The sequence below is a fragment of the Planctopirus hydrillae genome, assembly GCF_001707835.1.
Classification (GTDB): domain Bacteria; phylum Planctomycetota; class Planctomycetia; order Planctomycetales; family Planctomycetaceae; genus Planctopirus; species Planctopirus hydrillae.
The window spans coordinates 37,523-49,533 of record NZ_LYDR01000030.1; the positions used below are offsets into that span (position 1 = coordinate 37,523).

The 12,011-nt window shown below is 52.9% G+C and carries 11 protein-coding genes, 1 tRNA gene and 1 pseudogene; 5 read left to right on the forward strand and 8 right to left on the reverse strand.

The window, feature by feature from the left end:
* Positions 1-44: 44 nt before the first annotated feature.
* The 4 genes from hemP (at position 45) to A6X21_RS02295 (ending at position 4,611) form a co-directional block, all read left to right on the forward strand.
* Complete coding sequence (gene hemP, locus A6X21_RS02275; RefSeq protein WP_068845862.1) at positions 45-254, forward strand: hemin uptake protein HemP; 210 nt, start codon at positions 45-47, stop codon at positions 252-254.
* 267 nt (positions 255-521) lie between these two features.
* Positions 522-1,124, forward strand: a complete 603-nt coding sequence (locus tag A6X21_RS02285; RefSeq protein WP_131818146.1) for a hypothetical protein — start codon at positions 522-524, stop codon at positions 1,122-1,124.
* 289 nt (positions 1,125-1,413) lie between these two features.
* Positions 1,414-3,300, forward strand: a complete 1,887-nt coding sequence (locus tag A6X21_RS02290; RefSeq protein WP_068845840.1) for a polysaccharide biosynthesis protein — start codon at positions 1,414-1,416, stop codon at positions 3,298-3,300.
* Positions 3,301-3,474: 174 nt separating this feature from the next.
* On the forward strand, positions 3,475-4,611 hold the full coding sequence (locus A6X21_RS02295) for an FHA domain-containing protein (protein ID WP_068845842.1): 1,137 nt from the start codon (positions 3,475-3,477) through the stop codon (positions 4,609-4,611).
* Here the strand turns inward: A6X21_RS02295 and smpB are convergent.
* From smpB to A6X21_RS02340, 8 genes are all read right to left on the reverse strand, one after another.
* The gene (smpB, locus tag A6X21_RS02300; RefSeq protein ID WP_013112410.1) at positions 4,559-5,041 is read right to left on the reverse strand and encodes an SsrA-binding protein SmpB; all 483 of its coding nucleotides are present in this window, start codon (positions 5,039-5,041) and stop codon (positions 4,559-4,561) included. The two genes, A6X21_RS02295 and smpB, sit on opposite strands and share 53 nt — an antisense overlap.
* Before the next feature lie 102 nt (positions 5,042-5,143).
* Complete coding sequence (gene ftsY / locus A6X21_RS02305) at positions 5,144-6,085, reverse strand: signal recognition particle-docking protein FtsY (RefSeq protein ID WP_013112411.1); 942 nt, start codon at positions 6,083-6,085, stop codon at positions 5,144-5,146.
* An 845-nt stretch (positions 6,086-6,930) separates the two neighbouring features.
* A tRNA-Ala gene (locus A6X21_RS02310) sits at positions 6,931-7,003 on the reverse strand.
* Between the two features lie 131 nt (positions 7,004-7,134).
* A complete protein-coding gene (locus A6X21_RS02315) occupies positions 7,135-7,746 on the reverse strand; it encodes a hypothetical protein (protein WP_068845844.1) in 612 nt (203 codons plus the stop codon).
* A 6-nt stretch (positions 7,747-7,752) separates the two neighbouring features.
* Positions 7,753-7,977 (reverse strand): hypothetical protein, encoded by a 225-nt coding sequence (locus A6X21_RS02320; protein WP_068845846.1) that lies wholly within the window; start codon positions 7,975-7,977, stop codon positions 7,753-7,755.
* A 111-nt stretch (positions 7,978-8,088) separates the two neighbouring features.
* A complete protein-coding gene (locus A6X21_RS02325; RefSeq protein ID WP_131818147.1) occupies positions 8,089-8,748 on the reverse strand; it encodes a hypothetical protein in 660 nt (219 codons plus the stop codon).
* A gap of 96 nt (positions 8,749-8,844) precedes the next feature.
* Positions 8,845-9,777: a hypothetical protein gene (locus A6X21_RS02330; RefSeq protein ID WP_131818148.1), complete on the reverse strand. Its 933-nt coding sequence runs from the start codon at positions 9,775-9,777 to the stop codon at positions 8,845-8,847.
* A gap of 968 nt (positions 9,778-10,745) precedes the next feature.
* A complete protein-coding gene (locus A6X21_RS02340) occupies positions 10,746-11,669 on the reverse strand; it encodes a hypothetical protein (RefSeq protein WP_131818149.1) in 924 nt (307 codons plus the stop codon).
* A gap of 60 nt (positions 11,670-11,729) precedes the next feature.
* On the opposite strand from A6X21_RS02340, the pseudogene A6X21_RS24225 reads away from it, so the two are divergent.
* Positions 11,730-12,011, forward strand: a pseudogene (locus A6X21_RS24225) (hypothetical protein); the annotation flags it as partial.

Here is a 12,011-nt window from a genome sequence, read left to right on the forward strand (position 1 = left end):
ATATGTCTGCAGAGACGTATTTCACGGAATCATTGAGTTGGGAAATGTCTGAGCCAAACCCATCCTCGCAGCTTAGCCACCAGAATGCAGCGGGTGAGAGTTTCGAAACTCGCACCAACTCGACTGCTGGTGCGGCTCCTGCTGTCGACTCATCCAGTCTGATGAAGGGCCAAAAAGAGCTCCTCATCAATCATCTGGGCGAAATTTACCGCCTCCGAATCACACGCAACGGAAAGCTGATTCTGCACAAGTAGCAGCGGGGCTGCCTTCCAGATCCACGCGTTATCGGGCTGAAGCGCATCCTCCACCGCTTTGTACCCGTCAGATTTTCTGCGACAATTCCGCAGAACTTCTTCCTGGCGACAAAACTCGTCATGACGCAAACCGCTCAAGACGACTAAAATTCCACTGTCACCAGAAACGCAGACTTTTCTGGCAGTGAGCCTGCCATCCTCGTTTCTGATCGCTCGCCCCGACTTTGCCGGGGGGAACACAGGCTGTTGACGAAGGATCGGTCACAAATGTCTTCCGGAGCTTTACCCCCAAGTTCGGCAACACCTCCGACAAGCAGTTCCTCCACCACATCTCCGGGAGAATTGCTGAAACAGGAACTGTTGCTGCAGCAGGGTGGGCCCTATTCTCCGGCAATACCGATCTCGATTTCCTGGACAATTCCGGATGTTTTGAATCATCCCACCCCGGCATCACCACCCCGTGATGTTTCCATCACAGCCCAGGTGATTGCCTCTCAACCTTTTGGCTGCGCGCTGGAAGAGATCGAACTTCAGGCTCGCCATCTCACCAATGCCTCGATGGATGTGTTGAAGAAATGGGCCAATGCTCTCTGCCAGAAAGTGACCTATCTGCTCGAAAGCCTGGGGCCTCTGGAATTCGACCAGGATGGTCAGGAAGTCCTCATTCGATCGATCCCACCCAGTTCGCTCACGTCTGCCAAGCGATATTACGAGATTCGTCTGACTACGCTCGGCCAGGGGCGCTTTATTCTCGGTCGATACGAGGCAGTTCCGGGCCAAACCCGTTCGCGACAACCACTGGAACTCGGGATCGAGCAGATTGTTCGTCTGGGGAATGATCTCATTGCCACGCTCCCCGAATCTGCCTGAAAATCGACTCGAGCGATTGTTTCACGACCATGCTCTGCTTTGTGTGAATTGCGCAGTTTTCTAATGGCTTAACGCCAATTCCTGAGCCGATCTATTCACTTGAGCACAGGATCGTTGCCTCGTGTAACGAAACAGTCTCGACAGGCTGTTCACAATCAACTAACACTTCCGCTCGTCAAGCCGGGTTCATGATGAACTTGCGGCAGAAATGTCCAGATTTCACCCCACGAACAGAGCATGGATGCTGTCTGAAGCCATCTGGCGACGGACATCGTGAGGAACCGTTCGCATGCCATTTCGACAACTGATCATTCCGCCGGTCTACATCATCCTCTACGGATTCACATACCTTCTGGCCTACTCTCTGCGCTTCGATTTCGAAGTTCCCAGTGAGGTCTGGGGGCGATTTCTCGCCACTTTTCCACTGGTGATTGCCACCAAGTCGCTGGTGAATCTTTTGACTCGCCAATGGCGCAGGAAGCACCGCTACACGTCACTGGTTGATGTCATCTATGTCACCGGAGATGCCTTTTTTGCAGCGACGTTACTATTGGCCATTAATGCCTTTCTGCCCTCGGCAATCGTGATTCCGCGATCGATTGTGCTGATCGACCTGATGCTCACCGTCCTGGCAATTGCCGGCCTGCGATCAATGATTCGCAGCTACTGTGAAGTCATTCAACCCAGGCTCCACCGCAGGCTGGGTGGTATGTCGCAACTGACGCCACGCCGGGCTTTGATCTACGGTGCCGATGCCAGCGCTGTTGCTATTTTTCGCGCACTCAAAAGCGGCAACGAAGAGTATCGCATCTGCGGCTTTATCGATCCCGAAGGTTTCTCTCAGTCGAGTATTATTGGCGAAGCCGAAGTCTTCAGTGGCCAGATTGATCTCGCCAGGATCGCCAAAAAGGTCCGGGCCGAAATGCTGCTCATACCGGCATCGACGCCCGGCCGAATCGTGCGCGAGTTACTCGTGCAATGTGATGACCAGCATCTCCTGGCCCATGTGATCCCGGGTGTCGATGAAATCGTCAATGGACGCATTCGACTGGCCACGCGGGAAGTGACTATCTCCGACCTGTTACGCCGCGAACCGACAAAGCTGGATCTGGAAAGTATGCGGAGTTATATCTCTCGTCGCCGGGTGCTGGTCACGGGGGCTGCCGGAAGTATTGGTTCAGAGCTGTGCCGACAGATTCTGGCTCTAAATCCGGAAAGTCTGATTCTGCTTGATCAATCCGAGCCTGGTATTTTTGCCATGGAACAGGAGTTCCAGACACGCACAACCGGCGGTACTCGACTGGTTTACGAGATTGCCGATATGCGGGATCGACCCACGCTCGAACAGATTTTCGCTATCTACAAGCCTCAACTGGTCTTCCATGCAGCGGCTTACAAGCATGTTCCTCTCATGGAAGCCAATCCGCAGGAAGCGATCCGTAACAACATCTTTGGCACAAAGGCACTGGTCGACGCTGCCGATCAATTTGGTGTGGATCGCTTTGTGTTGATCTCGACTGATAAAGCGGTGCGTCCCACCAATATCATGGGTTCCACAAAACTCTTTGCCGAGAAATATCTGCAGGCGACTGCCCAGAAATCCAAAACCGAATTCATGACGGTTCGCTTCGGGAATGTGCTCAACTCGGCTGGCAGTGTGGTACCGACATTCCGCCGGCAGATTCTCGAAGGTGGCCCGATCACGGTGACGCATCCCGAGATGGTGCGGTTCTTCATGACGATTCCTGAAGCCGTTCAACTGGTGCTGCAGGCGGGTGCCATCGGACAAACCGGCGGCGTCATGATTCTGGATATGGGCGATCCGGTCAAGATTCTCGATCTGGCCCGCGATATGATCTATCTTTCCGGGCTCAAGTACCCGGACGATATCGACATTGTCTTTACCGGGCTCAGGCCAGGCGAGAAGCTTTACGAAGAACTTTTCTACGAATCCGAAGTCTCCGCCGAGAAGATCCACGAAAAGATTTTCATGGCCCACCGGGCACCAATTTCGCCTCGTCTGGTGAAAGAAGCTCTCGCTCGTCTGCAGTCAGCCGTGGAACTTTCCCGGGAAGCTGCCGCTGCGACTTTGCGTGAGATCACGGCTGAGTTCGTGGCTATTGATGAGGGCACATCTTCCGAGCACATCAGCCAGCCCACTCGCAAAGCGGCTTAATCCCTGTTCAGAGACAAAAGTTCTCTGTTGATCAGCGAATTCCTGTTTGACTTCGGCTTGTCCCGTGGTGGAAGATCGTTTTCCGGAATACCGGCAAGGCGAGATTGCGCTGACGACTGGTTGACCGACGATGGGTTGAGCAGGGATAAACTTCGGGACGGGCGGGAATTGAAGATGGTTACGGAGCGGAGGAATCGCCGCCGTCATTTTCTGTTGAGGGGTTGGCATCGCCTGCAAATTGAAAACAGGCTTCAGGTTCGTTCATCCCGCCTGCTCAAGAACTTCAGGTCGTCTGTTGAAAAACCTCATCAGATTTCTTCTGGGAAACGAACTTCGGGCGCTTACTGGCATCGCAACTGGCCAGGTTCGGTCAATCTCACCATTCGTGGTCGAGATGCTTTCGCCTGCGATGCCTCGATTGATGTCATGATCGAAAGACCTTTTGCCTGGATCGGTACTTCCGTTCAATCGGACATTCGACTCGTCGATGAGGCTCAGGCTCCCTTTGAGAACCTGATTGTCTGGACATCCGCAGGTGTGGCACTTTTCGAATTTCGCCCACAGTCTGCAAAAGGTCTTGCTGCAAAAGGTCTTGATCAACGCACTCCCACGCTGACACAGCATTGGGTGTCACCCCGCTGGTGGCAATCCCGGGTCAGCCACCGGTGTGGCTGCCTGGAGTTACTCGTCCCTTGCCTGAAAAGATCCGCGCCGGTTCCCGCCATTCACTCTCCTGACATTAAGGTCACAAAATCCTCTGGGGATCCTTCGTTTCTCGAAAGTGGCCCCAGACTCGCTTTTGTGCCTGGCAACTCCCGCATGAATCGCGCAAGTTCAACCAGCCCCGGTTCTCAACACGACAACTCATCAGCATCGCGTGCCGACACGTTTGTTATCAACAAACACCTGACGATTGTCGGGAGTGACCCACAGTGCGACTGGCAGCTCGCTGACTCTGCCCGCACCACGCCTATGGCTCATTTTCTGAGTCCATGGCAAGCCCTGATCATTCGCGATGCGTCGGCATTGGGAATTGTCTCCCTCAATCATCTGGCCCCAGTGAGTGTGAATGGAGAGCTGCGTCACGCCGCCTTACTTGAAGTCGGTGATCTAGTCTCATTTGGTGGACGCACAACCTATGAAGTCGTTGTGAATCCCGAAGCGATGGCACCCGCAGCCCTGGGAGCAGACGACATCACAGGCTCGATGGATTTCGAGGCAGGGAAGGCGATCTCGCCGCCTGTCTCATCACAGAATCTCAGCCCCGCCGAGTCACCTGCCGGATCTCTCGACGAGCGTCCTGTGCCTTAAGCTTCTCCCGCTTGTCGTGCAGCTTGCGCCCTTTGGCGAGTGCAATTTTGATTTTGACGAACCCTCTTTGCAGATACATTTCCAGCGGCACAATCGTAATGGATCGTTCGCTGGTTCTGCCGCAAAACTTCTTCAGTTCCCGCCGGTGTGCCAGCAGCTTTCGCGTTCGCTTCGTTTCATGATTCAGCCATGAAGCCTGAGGGTATTCGTTGATATCGCAGCCGACCAGATACAACTCGCCGTCCTGGACGCGCACCCAGGCTTCTTCAATCGATACCTTCCCGGCACGAATACTTTTAACTTCACTTCCCATCAGCACGATGCCGCAATCCAACTGATCCATCAGTTCGTATTCATGCCGCGCACGGCGATTCCGGCAGACCGAGATATTGTTCGGCTTATCGTCTTCTGGTTTTGATTTTGCAGCCATCTGACTTAACCTGACCTGGCTTCAATACTCGCCAGCACCAACGTCTTCACTTCAGAGTGTTCTGGGGTGAAAACGTATTGAACCTTTGCAAAAACCTGGCACCTATTCTGCAAACAACGCTTCCGCGAACTGATCGGGATCAAAAACTTCCAGATCATCAATTGCTTCACCGACTCCCACATATTTAACGGGAATACCCATCTGCTGTCGAATGGCGACAGCCACACCACCACGGGCTGTCCCGTCGAGTTTGCTGAGAATGAGGCCCGTCGTGCTGACAGCTTTCGAGAAGGCCTGGGCCTGATTGAGTCCATTTTGACCTGTCGTCGCATCGATCACCAGGAGGGATTCATGTGGCGCATCAGGAATCTGTTTGGCAATCACCCGGCGAATCTTCTCCAGTTCCTGCATCAGGTTCTGCTGATTGTGCAGTCGTCCTGCTGTATCGATAATCAGGACATCGACACCCGCTTTGACGGCGGCTTCACAACCGGCAAAGGCCACAGCCGCTGGATCTGTTCCGGCTGGTTTGGTGACAATGTCACAGCCCAGCCTCTGGCTCCAGAGTGTCAACTGCTCGACGGCCGCCGCTCGAAAAGTGTCTCCTGCGGCCAGTAGAACGGTTTTCCCTTGTGAAGTTAGCAGCCGGGCCAGTTTGGCAATGGTGGTTGTTTTCCCGGTTCCATTCACACCGGCTACAAGAATGACCGTTGGTCGGCTTTCTGAAAAATTCAGCGGCGAAAGTGGCTGTTCCGGATCGTAAGTTGTTGTAGAAGTCCCCTTGAGTATCGATTTGACGGTCGCCCGCACTGTGGCCCACAGTTCATCGACTTTCATCGTGCGGCCCAGATGCTCCTGCCTCAGATCACTCACAATCCGCGTAGTGGCAGCCACCCCCATATCAGTCTGAATCAGTCGAGCTTCAAACTGCTCAAGATGTTTCTCTGACAGAATCTCTCCCGATTTGAAGAGATCGCGAATATCTGTCCGCAGTAACTGAGATGTCTTTTTCAGCCCGGCTTTTAGCTTATCGAAAAACCCCATAACCCCAATTCCTTGCCAGAGCCGCTGCGGCGCACTTCTGGCGAACATCGCGACATTGGCGAAACATTCTAGTTCGATCTCAAGTCCGGTTCAGCACTCTCGACCGGTAGTATCTGATTCAACCGGCATCGTAACAGATCTGCTCCCGAGCGCCACGCGCTGGCCAGAACTTACCGACCGGTCGTTAACAGAAAACTGGCCTGACGAGTTTCAGACTTTGAAAAACATCAATGTGCCCTGCTCGCAGCTCTGGGCTGTCTTTAACACATCTTTTGCCACCTTAGGGTGGCCCGGCCAACTTGTGGCCGGGTTGCCGCGCCATGCGTGTCCCCTGCCAACACGCTTCGCTCGCTTTTGCGTGGTCTTTACGCTTTTCAATCTCACGTTTTCATACTGCCGGGTGGCAGTCGTGGGATGTTTTCCTCCGCCCTTTCGTCAATCGAGTTCACCAGCACGAATACATCTGAAAACATGCTTCATGGCAGTTGAAAAAGTTCGCCAGGGATAATCAACGTCCAATGACCTGGGGGCAAACGAGGACGTTTGACCCCAGCCACGCGGTCTCCAGCCACACCCCAAAATCCGTATGAATAGAAAGTTGTGTGTCATAGACAGCAGCTCTGGGCAAGCATGATTTGGCAACTAGGTGTTACCGCCTCGGAAACATCTCAGAACTTCAGACTCTGAGAGATGGCCACAGATGGTGGCCACCGAATGACAAACGACTCGCGCTTTGGGTTCGCAGCAGATGCTGACAATCAATGGAGAAATTCTTTTGGAAATTCAAGCCAGATGAAGCCGCAGGCCGGGCATGAGCCGGCCGCAATTTGCAGGAACAATTTGAATGGAGCGGAGGGGAGTCGAACCCCCGACCTCAGCATTGCGAACGCTGCGCTCTCCCAACTGAGCTACCGCCCCGATCTCGCATGGATGAATTTTATCTCGTTCGATCACCGGCGGAAAGGCTCTGCCCGGTTTTGTTACCCAGCAGCTTTTGTTGAGTGGAGTGTGTTGGGGAGTCACGTGCTGTTCGAGTGTGAGGGGGGACGTTAGGGATAGGGTTCTTGCAAGGCCGCCAGCTGCGCGTACAGTTTCTCCCTTCGTAACTTGTCTTCCGGATTCATGGGTAACTGTGGGTATCCGAGTTCGTCCAGCTCGGTGAGAACCACGTCCAGTTCGGCAAAATTGTGACGTGGGAAATTTTTTAGGATGCTTGAGCCATCAAATCCTACTTGCTCGACGCGTGGCCACCGGGAAAGTGACCGGAGTGTAGAAGGGACTTGTTTTCGATCCCAGTTAGGTCCCAACGTGCTGCGCCGCACTGTTGATTTGAGTGGGTACTCATCAATCCACTCCAGGCATTTCCAGAAAGCATGTCCGTGGATTGACTCTGCGGAAAAATGAATCTCACGGGGTGTGGCCAGAAACCAGGGGGCGAATGCGGGGGGAAGCTGCTGGTGGAGAGTGCGGGGGAGCAGCGGGCGATCATCCAGGGGCTGCACATGCAAAAAATGCAGACGGGCCTGGTCGATGTACCGCAGCAGCACGTAGCGCTGGTAAACATGGTGCAGCACGAAACCTGACCCAGTGACGAACAGCAGGAAGGCGACCACACGCACCACAGCCCGCCAATCCCCCCGGCTTCCGGCGAACCTGCTCATTCGAGACTACTCCTGATTTTGACGTCCAACATACTCGGCGTAACGATCCTGCACCCGCGAATCCCAGGTCGGCAATTGTGTGGAATCGGAAATAAGCGTGTTCTGGGAGGTTGGCCACTGGCGGGAGGTGTAGTTCCAAGCTTCTCCCGAATTGGAGCGACGTGCGTCGACATCCCAGAACCACTGGCATTTGCGAAGTGTGACCCAGATGCCTCCGGTCGGTTGGTACATTAGAAAGACTTCAAAGTCATCGCGGATTTCAAGGTTTGTATCCTTGGGTTTAAAGCGTACCTCAAGACTGTCACGCAGAGAGAGTGTTGCTTTTGTGTTGGACGCTACGGCTTATCTTTCGAAGCCTCCCGAATCATCGCTCACCAGTTCATTTCGATCATCGCCCACCAGCTCATACGTCGTTTCGCCAGGTATAAGCGAGGTGGGTGACCGTGACACGCGCAGGGCAACCTTGAATCGAAACAGCTTTTCCAGTTCCCTCCAGGCATTTTTTCGGGCGAGTTGGGCGCTTTCCGCCTTATCACCCTCCGTCTTCTGGAGAATCAGGATTTGCTCCCTCACCTCCGGAAACCTCTCTCGAAGCATGCCCTCAAGAAGCGTTCGATGTCTATGATATGCCGATGATTCAAAGCTGACCCATTCGACGGCGGGCCATGTCATTACTTCGAGAAGATCCGCATAGGGGATGTAGCTACAGGAGTCAGAAAGCATATAGACTCGCAGCACTCTGTCCTTGTTGGGGAAATTCTGGATCAGTTGGCTGGGCTCAAGGCAACCCGGCTTCGAACCATCTCCCGTTGGATTATAGTATAGAGTTAGTCTTTCGATGCGAGACCCTGACAGTTGTTGAATGGGACTCCGCCAGGCCTTGCTGTCGATTAATGGCCAGTCCACATCACCATTGATCGAGCTGAACGACCATTGCTTGAGATACTCTCTGGTCATTCGGTAGCGGCCGTAGGAATCAATGACGGAATAGCTGAACGACATCAGCAGTAGACAGGCAAGCGATGCCAGAGTGATCCCTATCCATCGTTTCCGATTTCGTGACATCGCACACCTGCCTTTTTGAAAGTAAAGAATCCATTACGGAATGATTTCTTCCGTTTCCACAATATCAAGAATTCGTCCCGACCACTCGGGCACATCGGGCGTCAGGGACATCGCGGAAGAGACCGATCCATTTGGCAGGGAGGGCCATTCGGCCGATGCCGAAGCGCGATTGATGGACGCGTCCCATTGCCAAGTCACCAGTTTCACCGGAACCCAGATGGTGGCATCCCCAGCCGGTTGATACATTACATAAGTTCGGAATTGCTCATTTGCGACGAAGCCCGAGATGGCATTGCCAGCGAATAAGTAGGTAGGAGAGTCTGTGATTGGCTCCGGAAACGAGACTGTCCTGTGGGAACCAACGCACAATTCGGCATTCTGGTAGTTCCATTGACCCAAGACTTCGTTTTTGCGATCCAAAACGAATCCATCGGAGTCAATGGCTATTTCCACCCGCAATGTCGTTCCCACACTAGATCTTATGATCGTGTAAAACCTCTTGGTGTCGATCAACTGCAGGATTCGAAAGCATCCCGCCTGATCTGATCCAGTTGTTACACTAACATCCATGCTGAATCCGGGCTTCAGGTTGTCTGAAGGTGAAAATCGACCCAAGCCCAATTGCGTGCGTCTGAATAGAATGGCTGGAGTTGCATCGGTGGTTGTCGCCGTGGTGTGGACTACGGGAGCGTTCGCTGAAAAATCAGTGGTCGCGGTTTTGTTGCGTGAGTTTACCCTGACAGTGACATCCAAAGCCTGTGAAGATTTGGCTAAAATCCAGTAGGGTTGGACGATTGTCTGGGACAACTCACTGTCTGTAAAGAAAACCATCTCGCCGCGGGTGTCGACAGCCTTGTAAGATGTTCCTGGCACATCGCGATCAGTAGGGATGTAGGTGATGATGTAGTTCTTGACGAATTTACCCGGCAAGGCCCATTCATTGGTGAACTCAACTTCTGGGGTCACACGGCATTCCAGCTTGACGCGTTTGCCTACGACGGTCGAGAAGGAACCACCTGTGACATCTTCGTAGTTGGCGAAGATCTGGACTTTGTAGACTTTGATTTTCTTTTCGACGGAGGATTCACCGCAGGTGGCGGAGAGGGTGTGTTCGCCAGGGATGGTCCATTGGACGGGGAGCTTGATGGCCACGATGTGGCATTCGATTATTTAATGAGTGGATTTCAACACGGCTTCGCCTCCTCCTATTTAAGAGTACACAGCCGACTTATTCATTGATTATTTTTCTCCTTCGAGAGCCGAATGCTTTGCAAGAAATATGCGAAGTTCCGAACGAGCTTGCTCTGACTTGGTTGAGTCCGATTCGTCAATCAAAGTCAGTAAGAGATTCCTCAATTCCAAGAAGTCGGCTTCCGATAGTTTAATCCTTGGGATTGAAGGCGCATGCAATTCGAAATTCTCAAGTCCAGGCCATGTCAACAACTCTGCCATATCCCGATAAGGGGGGTGGCAGGCCATGAATTCCATATGGACTGTCTTGACCCTTGATCTGGCAGGATAACCCCCGACGATTCGGCTAACGGTATCGTAACCTGGCAATCTGACCAACGCTGGGCACGGTCCTGGTAGGATCAATGTGGGATCATAGTTGAGCACAAGTTCTTGAACACAATGATTTGAAAAATCTTCTCGACTGGCCCGCAAACCCATACGTTCGAGCAACCTCAGATGGAATGGCGTTGTCGTCGTCTGCAATTGCGAACCATATCGACCACCAATCAGATGGGATTCGAGTTGATGGGAGTCGCTCAGGAATTGATCGGCCCTAGCCGCCACAAATGAAGGCTCCAAAGTTTGCCAGATGAAATAGCCAGTAACGATACTCCCAAGCAAAAAGATGGTGGCAAGGGTCGCGAAAAGTGATGTTTTGCGGAGAAATCTTCTTTGTCGAGTTCTGGTTTGGCAGGACATCTTCATCTCGATGTTGTGACAGTGCTTCGTTCCAACGGTACGTCCAATGCTCGCAGTGACCAAATTGGTAAGTCCACTGAATCTTCGACATTGATCGGTTTGATAACGGGATTTCCGATGATGGCGAGTGAAAATGCGGGAACTCCTGAGGCCATTGCCGACCAGCCCCACGTGACGGTCTTTAGTGAGACCCAAATGCTATCCTCGCCATCGGGGCGATACATTAGACGAAGATCGAATGTTTCATCCGCAACGGATGCTGAAATAGCGGTTCTTAATGTCGTGATCTCGGGTGAATCGGTCATGGTGATCCCTCCTGCATCGATGTTGTTGAGATGCAAGGATCGATTCTGGAAATGCCAGGCATCCTGGATTTCATCTTTCCGATCCAACACCCACTCGGTCGTTCGCGTCCTCTCTGTCGAATCTCTGATTTGAGTTGCAAACTCTTGCCGACGTGTCACAGTTCGATCAAACGTAACTCTTTGCAGAAATCGAAATTCGCCGGCTCCGTCAGAACCCGTTGCACATAATGCCGAAACGGTGATACCTTTGGAGATTTTACCAAACTTCAGAACATTTTCGTCAACAAAAACTGGAGGTACGTCAGTAGTCGTTTGCGGGACGATGTTAACAATCGGAGCGCTGACTTCCGGTTTGGCACTCGCCGATTTACTCCGACCAGCAATAGTTACCATTACGCTGATTTCACCTCGAAATAGCGGCTTGATCCAATACAGTCGGATCGCTGGCAAACAGGTCTCATTTTTTTCCTGAAACGTCTCGACAACACCGCTTGTATTCACGGATGTGTAGAGCCTGCCAAACCGATCTTGTTCACCAGTTGGCTTGTATAATATACTATATTTTTTGACGTAAATACCTGGAATTACCCACTCGTTCGTGAATTCCATTTTGGGGGTCACGCGGCATTCCAGTGCGATGGGTCTGCCGACGACTGTCGCGACCGAACCACCCGTGACATCTTGGTTGTTAGCGAAGATCTGGACTTTGTAGACTTTGACCGTGGTGCTGGCGGAGGATTCGCCGCAGGTGGCGGAGAGGGTGTGTTCGCCGGGGGTGGTCCATTTGACGCGAAGCCTGATGGCCACGATGTGGCCTGCGGCGTTCTTTTCCTCGGTCGAGGAAACTGTTGTGCAGCCGGGGATGTTGATGGAGAGACCATCCAGGCAGTTGCCGGTGATGGTGATGTCGTCTTCATCGCCGACGAAGCAGGTCTCGGGGGCGGAGATGCCGCTGACGGCACA

What these genes read in the sequence shown, in the direction of transcription:
- hemP (WP_068845862.1), top strand. Translation starts at nt 45, where the DNA reads ATGTCTGAGCCAAACCCATCCTCGCAGCTTAGCCACCAGAATGCAGCG.
- A6X21_RS02285 (WP_131818146.1), top strand. Translation starts at nt 522, where the DNA reads ATGTCTTCCGGAGCTTTACCCCCAAGTTCGGCAACACCTCCGACAAGC.
- A6X21_RS02290 (WP_068845840.1), top strand. Translation starts at nt 1,414, where the DNA reads ATGCCATTTCGACAACTGATCATTCCGCCGGTCTACATCATCCTCTAC.
- A6X21_RS02295 (WP_068845842.1), top strand. Translation starts at nt 3,475, where the DNA reads ATGGTTACGGAGCGGAGGAATCGCCGCCGTCATTTTCTGTTGAGGGGT.
- smpB (WP_013112410.1), bottom strand. Translation starts at nt 5,041, where the DNA reads ATGGCTGCAAAATCAAAACCAGAAGACGATAAGCCGAACAATATCTCG.
- ftsY (WP_013112411.1), bottom strand. Translation starts at nt 6,085, where the DNA reads ATGGGGTTTTTCGATAAGCTAAAAGCCGGGCTGAAAAAGACATCTCAG.
- A6X21_RS02315 (WP_068845844.1), bottom strand. Translation starts at nt 7,746, where the DNA reads ATGAGCAGGTTCGCCGGAAGCCGGGGGGATTGGCGGGCTGTGGTGCGT.
- A6X21_RS02320 (WP_068845846.1), bottom strand. Translation starts at nt 7,977, where the DNA reads ATGTACCAACCGACCGGAGGCATCTGGGTCACACTTCGCAAATGCCAG.
- A6X21_RS02325 (WP_131818147.1), bottom strand. Translation starts at nt 8,748, where the DNA reads ATGTCGTTCAGCTATTCCGTCATTGATTCCTACGGCCGCTACCGAATG.